At 47.9% G+C, this 16,156-nt stretch carries 9 protein-coding genes and 1 pseudogene; all 10 read right to left on the bottom strand.

What is annotated here, in order from left to right; all coding sequences use genetic code 11:
• Positions 1-118: 118 nt before the first annotated feature.
• The 10 genes and pseudogenes from T491_RS0105080 to T491_RS15725 all read right to left on the bottom strand — a co-directional run bounded on the left by T491_RS0105080 (position 119) and on the right by T491_RS15725 (position 16,147).
• Positions 119-1,762, bottom strand: coding sequence for a glycoside hydrolase 43 family protein (locus T491_RS0105080; protein ID WP_028902927.1), 1,644 nt, complete (start codon positions 1,760-1,762; stop codon positions 119-121).
• A gap of 18 nt (positions 1,763-1,780) precedes the next feature.
• The gene (locus T491_RS0105075; RefSeq protein ID WP_028902926.1) at positions 1,781-2,929 is read right to left on the bottom strand and encodes a S9 family peptidase; all 1,149 of its coding nucleotides are present in this window, start codon (positions 2,927-2,929) and stop codon (positions 1,781-1,783) included.
• A gap of 61 nt (positions 2,930-2,990) precedes the next feature.
• Positions 2,991-3,899 (bottom strand): annotated as a pseudogene (locus T491_RS15730) (pectinesterase family protein); the annotation flags it as partial.
• A 162-nt stretch (positions 3,900-4,061) separates the two neighbouring features.
• Positions 4,062-6,194: a RagB/SusD family nutrient uptake outer membrane protein gene (locus T491_RS0105065; protein WP_028902925.1), complete on the bottom strand. Its 2,133-nt coding sequence runs from the start codon at positions 6,192-6,194 to the stop codon at positions 4,062-4,064.
• Between the two features lie 35 nt (positions 6,195-6,229).
• Entirely contained in the window at positions 6,230-9,526 is a 3,297-nt protein-coding gene (locus T491_RS0105060; protein WP_036915312.1) for a TonB-dependent receptor, read from the bottom strand.
• A 153-nt stretch (positions 9,527-9,679) separates the two neighbouring features.
• Positions 9,680-12,217 (bottom strand): helix-turn-helix domain-containing protein, encoded by a 2,538-nt coding sequence (locus tag T491_RS0105055; protein ID WP_028902923.1) that lies wholly within the window; start codon positions 12,215-12,217, stop codon positions 9,680-9,682.
• A gap of 49 nt (positions 12,218-12,266) precedes the next feature.
• The gene (locus T491_RS0105050; protein WP_036915309.1) at positions 12,267-13,424 is read right to left on the bottom strand and encodes a sialidase family protein; all 1,158 of its coding nucleotides are present in this window, start codon (positions 13,422-13,424) and stop codon (positions 12,267-12,269) included.
• 88 nt (positions 13,425-13,512) lie between these two features.
• Positions 13,513-14,445: a M14 family metallopeptidase gene (locus T491_RS0105045; RefSeq protein ID WP_028902921.1), complete on the bottom strand. Its 933-nt coding sequence runs from the start codon at positions 14,443-14,445 to the stop codon at positions 13,513-13,515.
• Positions 14,442-15,377, bottom strand: a complete 936-nt coding sequence (locus T491_RS0105040; protein WP_028902920.1) for a M14 family metallopeptidase — start codon at positions 15,375-15,377, stop codon at positions 14,442-14,444. Before T491_RS0105040 ends, T491_RS0105045 begins: the two co-directional genes overlap by 4 nt.
• The gene (locus tag T491_RS15725) at positions 15,374-16,147 is read right to left on the bottom strand and encodes a transglutaminase family protein (RefSeq protein WP_051522975.1); all 774 of its coding nucleotides are present in this window, start codon (positions 16,145-16,147) and stop codon (positions 15,374-15,376) included. The genes T491_RS0105040 and T491_RS15725 overlap by 4 nt, the downstream gene beginning before the upstream one ends.
• Between the last annotated feature and the right edge of the window lie 9 nt (positions 16,148-16,156).

The raw sequence follows: 16,156 nt of genomic DNA, 5'->3' as shown, positions 1-16,156 counted from the left end.
TTCGTTACGTTATCCTTTTTTTTGTTTAAAATTGTTATTTTATCGGTGCAAACGTTTGCATAACAGAAAAGGGCCTGCATCTCACGATACAGACCCTTACCTTATACTAATTGATGTACTATGGTGTCACTCTTATCCAATCGGCATCCAGATTGCCACGGTCGGATTTGGGATTAGGGTCTACCGACACATAGCCGAACTTGGCGCCTATCCATTTGCCTTCACGCATCTGGAACTCAGTACCACAGGGCTTGAACTTCTTGCCATCCAAACTATAGGCAAAGTTGAGCTTGGAGTTATCGACACTGAGACGGAGATAGATATCCATGTGAATAGCTGGTTTGTAATCGATCTTATCCTCAGCGGTAGGCTTCAGAGTTGCTATCAGTTGCTCTGTCTGCGGCTGTCCTTTATCGGCAGCCTTACAGGTGAGCTGCAGCAGTTGAAACTGCTTACCTACGCGTTTCACCACCAATGCCGAATAGTCGAGACCCATCATGATGAGGCCACCCATCTGGCCATCAGCCTTCGAGGTGAAACGTATCTTGGTGATGGCTGTAAACTGATCGGCAGGCGTCTTCTGGAGCAGCAGATTAGGCACTTCCCAGAAGTTGACAAAGTGATCAGAGAGTTTATAATTATAGATACGGTAGGTGCCAAAGGCGGTGGGCATACCGAATTTTTCGTCGTAGTTGGCGTGCCATTGCCATTGCAGGCCTAACTTGTTACTATTAAATTCATCGCTTTCAACTGGATTAACCACCTGCGTTGAACTGCTCTTGGGCTTTTTATAAGTGGTAACAGGCTCGCCCTTTTTACCCATGATGGGCCAACCTGTGCTCCAATCAACGGGATTCAAGTGAACCACACGACCATAGGCTTCCTTATCCTGGAAATGCAGGAACCAGTCCTCGCCGTATTTGGTATGTACCCAACCACCCTGATGAGGACCGTTGATATCAGTCTTGCCCTGTGCTAATACAATCTTATGCTCGTAGGGACCGTAGGGGGAACGACTACGCATAGCTAACTGGAAACCTGTAGGCACACCGCCAGCAGGACACATAATCCAATACCAGCCATCACGCTTATAGAATTTCGGGCCCTCACAAGTACGGTTCTCGGTGCCGTTGCCATCGAACACGATGACAGGCTCGCCGATGGCACGTGTACCGTCGGCCGACATCTCACGAACCGTCAGCACTGAGGCAAACTTAGAACGGCTGTTGGCCCATCCGTTCACCAGATAGCAACGACCATCCTCATCCCAAAGCGGCGTGGTATCAATATAGCCCTGACCCTTGATGACACAGACAGGCGCCTCCCATTTGCCAGCAGGATTCCGGGTTTTAACCATATACACACCAAAATCGGGATCGCCCCAATAGATATAATACCAACCTGCATGATAACGGATGCTGGGCGCCCACACGCCAGCACCATGTTGAGGAGTGCTGAAATGACGCAGCAACGCCTCATCGCCCTCATAGAGATTGGTCAGCGCATAGTTGATGATTTCCCAGTTTACCAGATCCTTGGAATGCAGGATAGGCAGGCCTGGCACACATTGGAACGACGAAGCGGTCATATAATAATCCTCACCGCTGGCACCCACGCATACATCGGGGTCGCTATAGTCGGCATTAATCACGGGATTGGTGTAGGTACCATCGCTATGATCGGGGCTCCACACCTTTGACACATACTGTGCAGAAGCCCATAGAGGTAGGCAGACAACTGCCATCAGAATCGTTCTTTTCATATCTTAGTAGTTTTCATTTTATAAGTGTTTCTTGAAGAAATCGAGTACACGCTGCTGGGAATTCTTCCAACAGCTATGGGGCATATCCCAGAGTTCGGTTTCGATTTTATCACCGGCGCCCTGACTTTCCCATGTTGCATGCATGGTAGCAAACGCCTTCTGGACACCAGGCACAGGAAAGAGGACATCCTGCGCACCATTGATGAAGAGCATAGGTTTAGGGCAAGCCAGACTGGCCACATGGGGATAGTCCATCCAGCGACGAAGCCCTGGGAAACAGTTGGCAAAGCCACCATTCTCCGTACGATCGTACTTAAATCCCATCTGCTCATCAGCCGTTACCATCCAACAGACAGAGGCACCTACCTTGATGCGGTCGCTGAGCGCAGCGAGCATCCAGGCACGGTAGGCCCCCATAGACCAACCTGTACAGCCAATCCTTGAGGCATCCACCTCAGGCATCTGGGCCAGGACTTCAGTTCCAGCGATATCGTCGTAAGTCATCCAGGCCGAGAGATCGATGCCATACATCATCATGTTGCCGGCTATCATATCATATCGATCACGCTGAGCACCCTCTTTCTGCCCACGCTCACCCCACATCGGTGCATCAGCCGAGAAGACCACATAGCCGTTCTTAGCCAGATAATCGCCGAAGAACTGCCCCTCGTAACCCTTCAGCCACTCCTCTGCATCCTTGATAACTGCAGCCTCTTCGCAAGCCAAAGGCCGGATCATCTTCTCCTTACCTATATATAGATGAGCACCATGGTCGTGCAGCAGGTTGACAGCTGGGAATGGGCCTTTACCATCGGGGATGAGTACATAGGCAGGCACGGTATAGTACTGCGACAGGCGGACCTCTAACTTACGAGCCTTGTAGCCATCGCGTTGTTCTTCAAAGAGAACCTTCGTCTGATACCCATCAGCAGGTGGTGGTGGTGGCATCAACATACAGTCGAATACCTTCTGACGGGCCACCTTCTTCCATTTAGCGAACTTCTTAATGCCACTATTCTCCCAAGCCAGAGGATAGTCGAAGTGAGCAATCAGCGAGTCGGCATAGACAGGCAGATTGCGCATAAACTCATACTTGGCACGTTTCTGGGCCGTAGCCGTGAACTGCATACCGTAAAGAGCCAACAATATCAGCAGTAACTTTTTCATCTTCAAGTAGTTTATTCGGGTGCAAAGATATACAATTATTTCCATTATTTCAAGAAAAACACTACTTTTCTTTTGGTTGAAGTGGATTCCATCCGTCAGTTCCCTTCAACACATGAGTCATCTCATAGGCCGTTATATCGCTCAGCAGATGCCCCCAGGCAGCACGTCGACTGGTATCAGCACCTTTTCCAGAGCACTGATATTCTGCGTAATAAGCAGTACGTTCATTCTCTGCCTTTCCCCAGTTATTCCAACCTTCTGGGCGGATATGGCGCCCCATTTCACAACGAATAAACACAACCTTGCCAAAGGGACGCCAAGGGCGCGACAACCAGACGCTACCAGCCTCAACACCGTTATCTGCCGTCAACTTACAATCATAGAACACATAACCATACTGGCAGTTTTGCGGTGTGGCAGGAGCTGTCAAGAAGCCACCAGATGTTTTGCTTCGTATCTCACAACGATTAAACACAGCAGTTGCCTTACCGAAGATAAAATCAACGGTCCCCTCGATATAACAATCCTCAAAATACTCACGGGTATTCTCGCCAAAGGTATAGAGTGTATCCTGAAAACCCAAGAAACGGCAGCGACGGAATACGGCCCTGTCGCCAGCCACATGACAGGCAACCGCCTGTCCTACCGGCCCAGAGGCATTCTCGAACGTGATATTCTCTGCCATGAAGTCAGGACCGAATATGTAAACACTTCCTGAGCCACTGGTACCTTTCTCCTCGCCGAACACGTTCGGTTTCTGGGCGTAGTCATCATAAGTCAGTACAGTGCCATCTTCGCCAGTTATCCACACACGTTCCTTACTTGCCGCTATGACTATTTTTTCCTTATAGACTCCTTTCTTGATGAGTATCCGGGTGGGACCGGCTTTCCGATAATCCGGCACAGCATTAATGGCAGCCTGGACAGTGACAAAATCACCACTACCATCGGCAGCGACTACAAAATCGTAGCCATCAACCTTTGCCCATGACACACAGACTACGCACATACCCAAAAGGAGTAATACTAATCTACTCTTCATCTTCTTTCTTTTAGAAGGGGGGAATACTCACGCATTCCCCCTTTACGAAAACTAAAACTAACTCTTAACTAACTATATTAAACTCTTACATTACTGTTCCTGACGGAAGCCATAGCCATTGGTTATCTTGGAGGTTGTCAACGTGTTATAAGTGAACGGCAGCAGATAGATAGGGGGATTCTTAGCTGCATAATCAGCATCACTATAGCCTGCCAACAACTTGGTTGCATAAGAATCACGATAACTATCCATATCAACAGCCCATGGTTTCTGTTCATAGCCATCAGCCTCAAGTGCTATGGCCTCTGCACTACCAGGTACAATATGCTTGAACAATCCCTTGATGGCCACATTAGTAGCTGTAGCTCCCATCACCTTTGGATAGAGTGAGCCCCAGTCGTCATGCTGTCCACGCCAGCTCGGATAAAGCACAGGATCATCCTCTTTGCCAACAGGGCACTGACCTGTCAGACGATAACCATATTGTGTACGGGCATCTACCATCTTAGTCCAAATATAAGCTGGCAGCTCGTTACCATTAGCAAACTTAGCATAGCCATTAGCTACAACCTCGTCGATAATACGTGTCATCTCCTTACGGTTCTCAACAGCAGCCTGTGGCAGTTTACCGGTACGAATCAAGTCGAAACGACGAACGCCCTCACCAACAAACTCAAAGGCACGCTCCTGGATAACTGCATCCCATACAGAACCACAGTCAGCAATAAACTGATCGAAGTTCGAATCTACGCCACCAACATAATTACGATTATGAACGATGGCCAGTGTACTCTTGGCAGCACCATCATCGCCCAAAGCAGCCTCAACCTCAGCTAACATCAGATAGATATCAGAGATGCGCATATAGCTAACGTTGATACCTGATGTACCATAGCTGTTGGTATTAGGTGCTGGCAGTCGGTTCCAGTCCCACTTGTTTGTTGCAGGACCTGCGCCACATCCCCAGTTAGAACGGTTGAACGACTGGATATCCTCATGTCCTTGACCATCGCTACCAGTCACGGTAATAGAGGCATCGCGACGTAAATCCTGAGGATTGAAAGCACCATAATAGAACCACGCCTGAACACGATCCTGACCACAGCCTACACACGGTGCATCGCCGTTACCACCACGCGAAGGGCGACCGATATAGGCAGGACGGTCTGCGCCATTATTATACTCCATAGGAATCTCATAGACAGACTCGTCGGCCAGACCATCGGTAACACCACAGTGCATCTGCTGGAAACAATACTGGAAGGGGTTGCCGTACTCACGCCCATTAGCGTCGTTGGTACGTGGGTCAGTGAGATGGAGTTCAATCGAACCATGGTTCTGTACTGCTGCCTGCAAGTACTCCTTGGCAATCTGATAGATATTGCGCCAATCAGAACGACGACCATAGATGGCCTTGTTCTTCTCTACACTCCAGTCGTCGAAAGTAAGTTGGTTGCCATCACCATCCACATAGAAATCGGCACCAAGGTCGGTACGACGAGTGGTATAACCAGCATTATAGAGACACAGACGACCTATCAGTCCCTGCACATAAGTACGGTTCATGACATCAGCACGATGACCGCTCTCCCCCACACGGAACATGTGAGGCTCCACCTCGCGGAGTTTCTGGATGTGATAGTCGGCAATGGCGAAACGAGAGGTCAGGCCTTCAGCCTTCTCGCCGGTCTTCAGTGCATGAGGCACATCACCATACCACTTGAACAGTTCCCAGTAGCAGGTAGCACGCAAAGCAACAGCCTGTCCATAGATATCCGACATCTCATTAGGCTCGCCTGTCATGATCTGTTGGAAATCACTTTTCTCTTCGAAGGCATTAATCAATGAGTTGCACACAGCGATGGTATTATACATCTGACCAAATACCTCAGTGCCTTCTCCTGAGTTGATATTATAATTCTCTGTACCACCAGGATAAAAGGTCTTCTCCTGACAACCTGCGCTGCCATCGCTGTAGGTATCCTGGGCATCTTCTATATCAGATCCCCATACAGGACACCAGTAGAATCCCACAGAATGAAGACTACGCGCATTCTGTAATGTCTGATAACCATAATAGAGAGCCGAACGAGCAGACTGCACATCGCTGAAGACAAAATCCTTATCAACCACACTGGGTGATGTTACATCCAGAGAGTCGCTGCATCCTGTAGCCATAAACAGTGTGGCTACTGTCATTGCGGTTGTTATTATCTTTTTCATATCTGTATCTTGTTATTATTGTCGAAATTTAGGTTTTAGAAACTGATATTAGCACCAAAGGTGAATGTACGGGCACGAGGATAAGCGCCCCAGTCCATGTTCAGCGTTGGCAATACCTTTACGCTCTCCAGGAAGCCGGTACGTCCTGTGGTGCTGGCATTTACTTCCGGATCAACACCAGAATAGCCTGTAATGGTAAAGAGGTTGCTACCTGTCAGGTAAAGACGCAGGTTGCTGACACCTACCTTCTTAACCAAAGCCTTTGGCAGGGTGTAGCCAATGGTGAGTGTCTGCAGACGCAGGTAAGCACCACTCTCCAGGAACTGATCGGTCACGATACCATTCTGATGATAAGGCACGGCATACTTGGCACCGGCATTCAGTGTACGCAGTTCTGAAGGATCAGTTACAGCATACAGCTCGCCCGAAGCATTTACATTATATACTTTATAAGCATCGGCAACGAAGGCTAACTTCTGTGCAGTCAGGTCATTATACTCACCACCAGAGAGGTTCATCATGGCATTGGCATTATAGATCTTGCCATCGAGCACATAGTTGAAGTTGGCACTGGCATCCCAGTTCTTATACTGAAGGTTGAGCGAGAAACCACCTGTATGATGAGGCATCACCTCGCCCAGCTCAGTAGCATCGTCGAGGGTCACACGACCACTCTTGTCGGTATCCTCAAACTTTGCAGCTCCAGGGAAGGCGCTCTGACCTGCAGGCAGATCAAACGGATGCATGTAGTTTCCCGAAATAGAACGGTCGAAATCAGGCACACCGGCTTTCAATACATACTGTCCATTAATGTAGTCAAAGTCATCAACAGTATAGAAACCAGCCGACTTGAAACCACGAACAATACCTACAGCCTTACCTTCAACCAACATATAATCGTTTACAGGCATTGTAGCCGATGAAGCCCAGTATGAAGAATAGAGATAGTTATCGGCATTTGTCAGTTCGTCAACCTTATTCTTATTATAGTTATAGATGACACCTACGTTGAAACGCAGATTCTTGGTACGGATCACATCAACATTGGCAGAGATTTCAAAACCACGGTTTGAAGTCTTACCGAAGTTCTGATACTGATAGGTGTAACCAGTAGTATTATCGATGGGCACAAGCATCAACAGGTCCTTAGTTGTGTTCCAGTAGAGCTCAACACTACCATTAATACGTCCATCGAGGAATCCATAGTCAATACCAAGGTTACGAGAGATGGTTGTCTCCCACTTCAAATCGTTATTAGCCAACAGTCCATCAGGCTGATAGAACGGAGTCTTCTCGCCATTAATAGTCACCTTATTATTATCAGCACTGGTAGTCTTCCATGTCTCGCGCCACAGGTTTGAGTTGATATTATCAGCTCCCGACATACCATACGACAGGCGCAGTTTCAGGTTCGAAAGCCACTCTTTTGTACCTGTCATAAACGGCTCTTCACTGATACGCCATCCGAAAGCGGCAGCAGGGAAGTAACCCCAGCGGTTGTTTGGTGCAAACTTAGAGCTACCGTCAGCACGCATGGTTACCGTGAAGAGATAACGATTCAACAGTGAGTAGTTTGCACGTCCGAAGTAAGATATGGTACGTGTAGGCACTGCAATCGAGTTAATAGCAGAGAAAGAGCGGGTTGCCGTATTGATCATACCGATAGCGGTATCGTAGTCAAAATTATCAGGAAAACCGTAGCCCGCCAACTGCGAAGACTCTGAGTCGCTCTTGATAAACTCATGACCCAGCAAGAAATTCAGTGAGTGAATCTTATTCAACTCAACACTATAGTTCAAGGTATTCAACCAACGCAGGCCTGTACCAGTGCTGCGAGTCAGAGTGGCACGCTTCTCAGCAGCATCATTATAGCCATCGTCATAGTATTTAGCTGTACCACTGGCACGTGTAACAGACACCTCTGAGCGAGCCGTCAGACCTTTAATTATCTCCCAAGCCAACGCACCACTTCCACGCAGATTACGTGTATTATGCCAGTTGGTTACGCTCTCAACCAACATCAGAGGGTTAGCATGATAGCTATCATCAATATTCTTCACACCAAAACTCAGACCAGAGATTTCGGACACAGAAACACCACCGAGAGGATTATCGATTGGACGATACTTGTAGGCGCCAGAAACCTCTGAACCACGACCACTCTGCAGACCTTCCTGGCCATTGATGGTTGACTCTGTATAACGCAGATCAACATCGAAAGTCAGATTGCTCAGCAATTGCTGCTGCAGCTTCATCGAAGCCGAGAACTTCTCCAAACCTGAACGAATTTTAATACCCTGATCATTGATATAGTTGACATTAGTCACAAAATGGGTCTTATCGGTACCACCACTAATGGCCACGTTATGGCTATGCGTCCATGCTGTACGCAGCAAGTCGTCGGTATAGTCGTGCGTATCCACATTGGCATACTGAGCATAGTGGTTGCCATACTTACTTCCCAGACCGAAATACTTGGCTACAGCATCACCAACGCCCTGTCCACGCGAAGTTCCATACCCCCAATGGAAGAGCACATAATCCTGTGCGCTTAGCGTCTCCAAGGTCTTGGCCACACTCTTAGCCTGTACATAACCATCGTAGCTAACCTTTACTTTGCCTCCTTCAGCCTTCTTTGTTGTCACCAGGATAACACCATTGGCACCACGCGCACCATAGATCGCTGTAGAAGAAGCATCCTTCAGAACATCGATACTCTCAATCTCTGAGGCTGGAATATCGCTGATACTTGAAACAGGGAAGCCATCGACAATAAATAAAGGTGAGTTATTTTGTGTGATTGAGCCACCACCACGTACACGGATAGAAACATCAGCATCTGGACGACCATCACCCGAGGTTACATTCACACCAGCCAGTTTACCCTGCAGCGCCTGAGCTACGTTGTTCACAGGTACAGCAGCCAGGTCATCGCCACGAACAGAAGCCACAGCACCTGTCAGATCCTTACGCTTCACCGATCCGTAGCCAATGACAACAACCTCATCCAAACCGATGTTGTCTTCCTTCAGTTCCACGTTTACGGTTGTTTTACCCGACACACTTTGTTCTGTCTCGCTGAACCCGATGTAGTTGAATACGAGTACTGCCTTATCGTTAGGTACCGTAATGGAATAGGTGCCATTCATATCAGTAATAACACCCGTGTTGTGCGTACCCTTAACAGTTACGCTGACGCCGATGAGCGGCTCATGGCTACCATCGGTCACAGTTCCCCTGACAGTCTTTGACTGGGCGATAGCTATTTGAGCCATCAATGTCATGACTGCAAAGAACAAAGCTCTCATTGCAATTTGCTTGAACTTTTTCATTTTGTTTTTACGTTATTGAATAAATTAGAATTTAGTTGTTCGTCGATAATTGACGACGCAAAGGTACTATCCTAAGTTCTAATTTTAGGGCAAGATTATCTCAACTGGGTGCAATTTTGTGCCAAAAATGCTATTTTGAAACAAAATTCCACCTTACTTGACAGAATATTCCACCTTATATTCCTTCGGGGTCATCCCCATGTCGGCTTTAAAGCATTTTCCAAAGTATTTCGGGTCGGAGAATCCACAGCTGTAAGCCACATCATTAACCGATGCACCATCTTTCAACATCTGGCAAGCCTTACGGATACGGGCCTCACGAATAAAGTCGAGTGGCGTGACACCCAGCAACGACTTCATTTTACGGTTTAAACCAGAGCGGCTGGTAGCTGTTGCATCAGCCATGTCACCGATATTGATATCTGCATCGCCAAGGTGTTCCTCGATGAATTGTATAGCCCGCTGCATAAAAGCCTCATCCTCAGGTTTTATCTGAGGTTTTGAAGGCACGGAAGCGTCCGACGGAGTAGAAACAGTTTTTTCGGCTTTGTTGTTCAACAATGCCAAGTAAGCCTCGTGCAATTCCTTTTGTCGACGATTCATCCTGATAATATAATGACGCAAATACAAAACACCCCATACAAACATGACCAGCAACAAGGCATAGAGTAGCTGCGCCCAACGGGTCTCCCAGAAAGTTGGCTTTACAATAACTGTCAGTGTACGTATATTATCCACCCACAGCCCGTTACAATTGGTAGACCGTATCTGGAGCTGATAGGTACCTGGTTTTAAATCAAGGAATGTAGCTGAACGGTCCTTACCTATATGATTCCACGAGGCATGCTCTCCCATTCGGAAGGCATAAGAAATCTGGCTCGCATCAGAATACTCAAGTGCCGCAAAACGTAACTGAAAACTGCGCTGCGACGGTTCCAACGTTAAGGTATCGATCGTATTCACCCCACGCATTTTATGCTTATTCTCAATAATCAACGCCGTCAATGCCATAGGGGGAATGTATCTGTTGCCACCTACATCTTCCTTACGGATAGTAAAAGCGCCGTTCTGCAGTCCGAATAAGCCCCTACCATCGGGCAACATCAAAGGGACAGCATCCGAAAAACGCAGCTTTTCATTCAGGAAGAACGACTTATAGTCAGTTTTCTCGGTGACGTCGGGATTTAACAGGATCAATTGGTTATTACTCACCACCAACAACTGGTTATGATAAGATACAGCAGATAGTGCCACGTCGGAAGGCAGTCCGGTAGAAGTGTTGAAATGCCGGAATTCAAGCTGAGGAGCCAGCAGATTATCAGATAGTATCTGGTTTACGCCACCACTTTCTGTGCAGACGAATATACGCTGTTTACTGTCTTCCGTGATGAACATCGTAGCATTATTACTCAGACTGTTTCCTCTATGGATATCCTTCGTATGGCGCTTAAAGACTATCTGCCGTGGATCTTTTGGCGAGATATCGGCCACGAGTAGTCCTGTTGTAGTGGCTGCCAACAGGATATTCTGACGAGTGATATGAAGCTGTCGTGAACGCGTCTGCCCATCAGTTGTCGGACGATCTATTTTGTTCACATGTATGAATTCAGGATGCGCTGCCTGCGGATTGACCACGCAGTCAATTCCTGTTCTGAAGTTTGCTATCCACAAACGTCCCTGATTATCCTCTGTGGCATAATACAACTCGTTATTGCTCAACGAATGCGAGTTACCATCTTGGTGTACGAAGTGTTCCACATTAAATACCCCATCGGCAGTTTCACGCAATCTGAACAAACCATAAGGTTTGCTGCATAGCCAGATAGTACCTTTTGAATCCTGAAAGATATGATATACGGGCGATCCAAACGAGGTATATCCCGCATGCAGTCGGCCATCCGCACCTAAATAACCCAGTTCACGATTCTTTCGGTCAAAGAGTCTAATGGTAGCATCATCACGAGTTGTAATCCAATAACGCTGTTTCTTATCCAAAAAAGAATAACGCACCTGCACAGGCTTAACCTGTTCTAATTTCTGATAGGGTTGTTTGTGGAAACTCAGTTTGAACGCACCATAGCTACTGGTAAACCAAGCATTACCTTCTTTGTCGGCCAAGCAGAACCGGATACGATCAGCGCCATGCCAATCAGCAGGGTAGTCCTTATATTGCCCAGTTGCCTGATCCTTATACTTTAGTCCGCCCTGCTGACCGATTGTCCATTCGGTACCATATACATCTTTATAATAATTAGGCAATCCTTTCGACTCAAAAGCCATCTCACGCTGATGCGCTGTAGCAAATTTCTTTTTCAGTTGACGTTCCTCTGTTTCACTTATTTCAAAATACTTGCACGTCTTTGTTGAAAAGCCCAGGATACGGCCTTCTACATAACACCGCAGACTACCATCGTCCATCAGCATCATATCCATAATGCGGTCTGAAGGCACGTCAACACCATCGCCAGCTTGAGACTTAAAACATTCAAACTCATAACCATCAAAACGGTTCAAGCCATTCCATGTGGAAATCCAGATCATCCCCTGTTTATCCTGAAGGATCTGTGTAACCCACCACTGCGCCAAGCCGCTGAACTCATCGTAATGAGTCACCGTACACTGAGGCTGGGCAAGCATGGAGCCACACCAGTTCATCAACACCAACAAGAGCATTGCAAGATAATTCCGCATCGGTTCCGTTTATTAGTCTTTTCGGGTGGCAAAGATACTACTTTTTTTGTTAAAACAACAAAGAAAAGGGGAAAATTGTGCATTCCACGTCTTCCTTGTTTGTAGAATAGCCAACATAGAGCCGATTTTGATAGACCAAGGCCTTGGGGTAGCTATAGCCAGGAGTCTTGTACCGGCCATCATAGCGCCGTGGTGGCAAGTCGTCTGCTGCACCACTACGTAGTAAAACTGCTTTATCAAAGTTCTTGCCATCGCTACTCAAATGCAGTACGAGGGGCCAGCGACGTTTGGCAGGAACCGGACAGCTGACGATAAACGACGTGCCATCAGGCAGATTGCCTGCACACTGTTTGGTGCGTGCATCCGGGAAAGAGGTTAACATTGGTTGAGTCCAGGTCAATCCCCTATCCTTGCTTTTAGACGCCAACTTGCGGAAGCTACTACTCTGGTCGCGGAACAGCATCACGATAGTGCCGTCGGGGCGCACATACTGACTGGGCTCTATCTCGCGCGATGTCTTGCCCAAATCCTTGTATTCAAACTCTCCTTTGTGCCAGCCACTGACGCCTCGCGGATCATCAGTATATACAGGACAGAGATGCAATCCTGGCATAAAATGAGTAGCACCTATGATACGCCCGTCGGGCAGACGGTAGGGGTCTTGTTCCAACACGCCATTCATCTCGCTGCCATCGGCCATTCTTACTGGTTGCATTTTGCTCCACGAGAGTCCGTCGGCACTTGTCATGTAGCAGGTCTTGCCGCCTCGTGGCGATAGTCCTTTCTGCCAAATATCAATAAAAGCAAGTAGTGTATCGCCGTTTACCAGCCAACCACCCGAAGTACAATAGCAATCCTGATTAGGTGCAGCTAACACCATGGGCTTGCTCCATGAGTTGCCTTCATCGGTGCTGATGCTATAAAGCACACGGGTATCGTCGCTGTCCTCATCTTTTGGAGAACTTTGCCACATACAGTACAATGCTCCTTTAAACGCAGCCAGCACAACACCATTGGCATAATGGTCGGACGCTTCGGAGGCTTTAAATACCGTCACCGTCTTCACACCTACTGTAGGTTTCAGCCCCACAGTTTCGGATTTTGTAGTATCAATCACACCGACTGGGATATAGGGAGTCTGTTGCTGAGCAGAAGTCGTGAACTGCACACCATAAAAAGCCAACAATATCAGTAGTAACGTTTTCATCCTTAAGTAGTTTTTACGGATGCAAAGTTACACTATTCTGCCGTATCTACCAAATAATCTGCCAGTTTTTTGACCATCCGCACCTGATTCAGTCTCTGATATGCAATTTAAACAACAAAGCATTCTGCAACACCACCGGTCGGTTATGAGCAAAAAAGACCGTTCCCTCTGTCGTGGCTTTGATATCGTTAAGGATCTGTCCGTTATATGGATGTATAATATGAGCTAATGACTGACCAGGATGCACACGATCGCCAACATCTACCAAGCGGATAAAGATGCCCGCACGACGTGCTTTTACATGATGGAACACAGCCTCATCGACAACAACCGACTCATAGGCGGCCCCCGCCGAGCCCGTGGTGATGATGTCTGTTCGGCTCATCATACGCAGAATGGCATCAACCGTTTCGCCCCCAGCCGTCTGATCGATGCGACTGGTTTTCCCAGCATAAATCGAAAACGCTTTCGTGCCCCACAGCTGCCAGTTGTAATTCAGCAGTGTAGTATCGAAAGGACGAGGTTTATAAACCGTTACATAGCGCATACCAAACAGACGGGCTGTATCCACATCCTCATAGCCAGTCTTCAACATCCTGACATGGGGAATAAAGTTACCTGGCACATAATAGCTGGCCAACTGGATTCCATACTGAAAACCTGTCAAGGTCTCAAAAACAGCAGCTGCTATACGTTGTGTTGTCTCACCTGCGCTATAGCCAGGAAACATACGGTTGATATCTGTATTATCCATGGCCCAGAAACGGCTACTCACATTCATTGAGAACGGATTACAGGAAGGTATCACCAGGATGCTCTTACCCTCAGAAATCCCATTATGCTGTTCAATCAAGGCCAATCGATTCACCAACTGCGCACAGATGTACTGTTGCTGCACCTCGTCGCCCCTCATCGCTCCAACAATAGCCAGTGTTTTAGCGCCTTCACCAAAGCGGTAGCCTGTAATGCGGAAGCTGTCGCGGCTGGGCGACGTCATATCAAAAATAGTCTCTTCTCTCATTGTTTTGCTTCAGAATTAAAGATTCGTGCCATGAGCGATCCTTCATACACAATAGGATAGGCACGTATTGTGAACAGATAGCCATCAACAGGCGATTTGACTGTACTCAGCACCTTTCCGCGCAGTGGATCAACGATTTGCCCAAGAACCTGTCCTTTCGAAATATGAACACCACACTTCATCTCTGTCAAAAACACCCCAGACGTCTCCGCATTAAGGAATGTCACACTGTCACCTTGACAAATGATGGTCCTTGGCATGCTGGCTGCCACCTCGCCTTTCCACATCCCCATCCGTTGCATCAAGTGCAGGATGCCAGACACCAACCGCTGACACATCTTATGATTGATACGCTGACCGACACCCATCTCTACCACCAGGCACGGTGTACCCGTACTGTTTAGTGAGTGGGCTAACGTAGCCTCAAGGACGGTGGCAGCATCGTGCACCCAAACAAAGTCCATTCCAAGATGTTCGGCAAAGGGCACCAACCACTCAGCGTCCTGTACGTTGATACGCACCTGTGGCGTCTCCCGCAGATAGAGATTGCTGGAATGGATATCAATCACCATATCAGCCCCTTTGATATCCTCGATGATAGCATGTGCCGTTTGTTCGGCCATCGTCCCCTGAGGGTCGCCAGGAAAAATACGGTTCATATCCAGATCGAAGTTAGGTATGCCACGCTGGATGGTATCGATACCAAGCGGGTTCAGTGCTGGATATATTTCCAACGTACCATTCAGTAATTCCGGATGCTCTCCCACCATGCGCGACAGTTCGTAGCACACCATCTGGCCTTCGAGCTCATCGCCGTGAGTTCCTGTTACCACACAGAATCGCAGGCCCTCCCTGCCATGCTGAATCACATTCTTGCGAATGCGGAACTGCTCATCTACAGGCAGTTCTGTTGATACAATCGTCTTTATCATAATTCTTGTAGTGTTACACTGATTTGTGTTTGTTGTACTGCATGTCCGCAGAAGATTCCACGACTGACGGGGCAGTCGGCTGAGTCGCGTCCATGCGCAATCTTGACATAGCCCTGCAGCAACTGGGCACGGTCGTGAGTGGGATCATAGCCTTGCCAACTATAGCCATCGAACACCTCTACCCACGCATGCGTCTGTCCAGTACCTTCCAGGAAACCATTCACATAACGGGCTGGCAGCCCATTAGCCCGACAAAAAGCTATCATCAGGTGGGCATAGTCCTGACATACGCCACACTGTTTGCTGAACACATCGCAAGCAGGCGTTTCGACCGTAGTGGTCTCTGGTACATAGGACAGCATTTCGTAAACCCTGTGACACAGTAGTTGGGCCTTCTCAACCGTTGACATTCCTGTCTCAACCATAGCAGCTTCTTTCATCGCGTCGTTGACGCTTGTCAGTTGCGAGGATTGATTATACAGCATCATGTTTTCACCACGCTGTTTCAGGAAATAGGTGTCCACAGCTACAATCCCTGTGCTGACGTAGGCAAACACCGAGTGTGGCTCGTTGGCTCCTCCGAAGAGGATACGGTTACCAAAAGCATCGGTACCGGCAGTCAGCCAGTAGTCGGGCGATGCTACTACGTGTTCCTGCTCGATAGTTTGAAAGGCGTTGGCTGCAGGCTGACAACGCAGCATCACCGAATGTCCCGACACCGGCTCACTGAAGGTTACAATGGTCTGATAATTATAAAGATAGCGTCTCATCCTAACAGC

It is taken from the genome of Prevotella sp. P6B4 (assembly GCF_000619985.1).
Taxonomy (GTDB): Bacteria; Bacteroidota; Bacteroidia; order Bacteroidales; family Bacteroidaceae; genus Prevotella.
This window is presented reverse-complemented; position numbering and strand designations above follow the sequence as displayed.

Bases quoted from the DNA above. Each gene is read 5' to 3' on its own strand.
- T491_RS0105080 (WP_028902927.1), bottom strand. From the start codon at position 1,762: ATGAAAAGAACGATTCTGATGGCAGTTGTCTGCCTACCTCTATGGGCT.
- T491_RS0105075 (WP_028902926.1), bottom strand. From the start codon at position 2,929: ATGAAAAAGTTACTGCTGATATTGTTGGCTCTTTACGGTATGCAGTTC.
- T491_RS0105065 (WP_028902925.1), bottom strand. From the start codon at position 6,194: ATGAAAAAGATAATAACAACCGCAATGACAGTAGCCACACTGTTTATG.
- T491_RS0105060 (WP_036915312.1), bottom strand. From the start codon at position 9,526: ATGAAAAAGTTCAAGCAAATTGCAATGAGAGCTTTGTTCTTTGCAGTC.
- T491_RS0105055 (WP_028902923.1), bottom strand. From the start codon at position 12,217: ATGCGGAATTATCTTGCAATGCTCTTGTTGGTGTTGATGAACTGGTGT.
- T491_RS0105050 (WP_036915309.1), bottom strand. From the start codon at position 13,424: ATGAAAACGTTACTACTGATATTGTTGGCTTTTTATGGTGTGCAGTTC.
- T491_RS0105045 (WP_028902921.1), bottom strand. From the start codon at position 14,445: ATGAGAGAAGAGACTATTTTTGATATGACGTCGCCCAGCCGCGACAGC.
- T491_RS0105040 (WP_028902920.1), bottom strand. From the start codon at position 15,377: ATGATAAAGACGATTGTATCAACAGAACTGCCTGTAGATGAGCAGTTC.
- T491_RS15725 (WP_051522975.1), bottom strand. From the start codon at position 16,147: ATGAGACGCTATCTTTATAATTATCAGACCATTGTAACCTTCAGTGAG.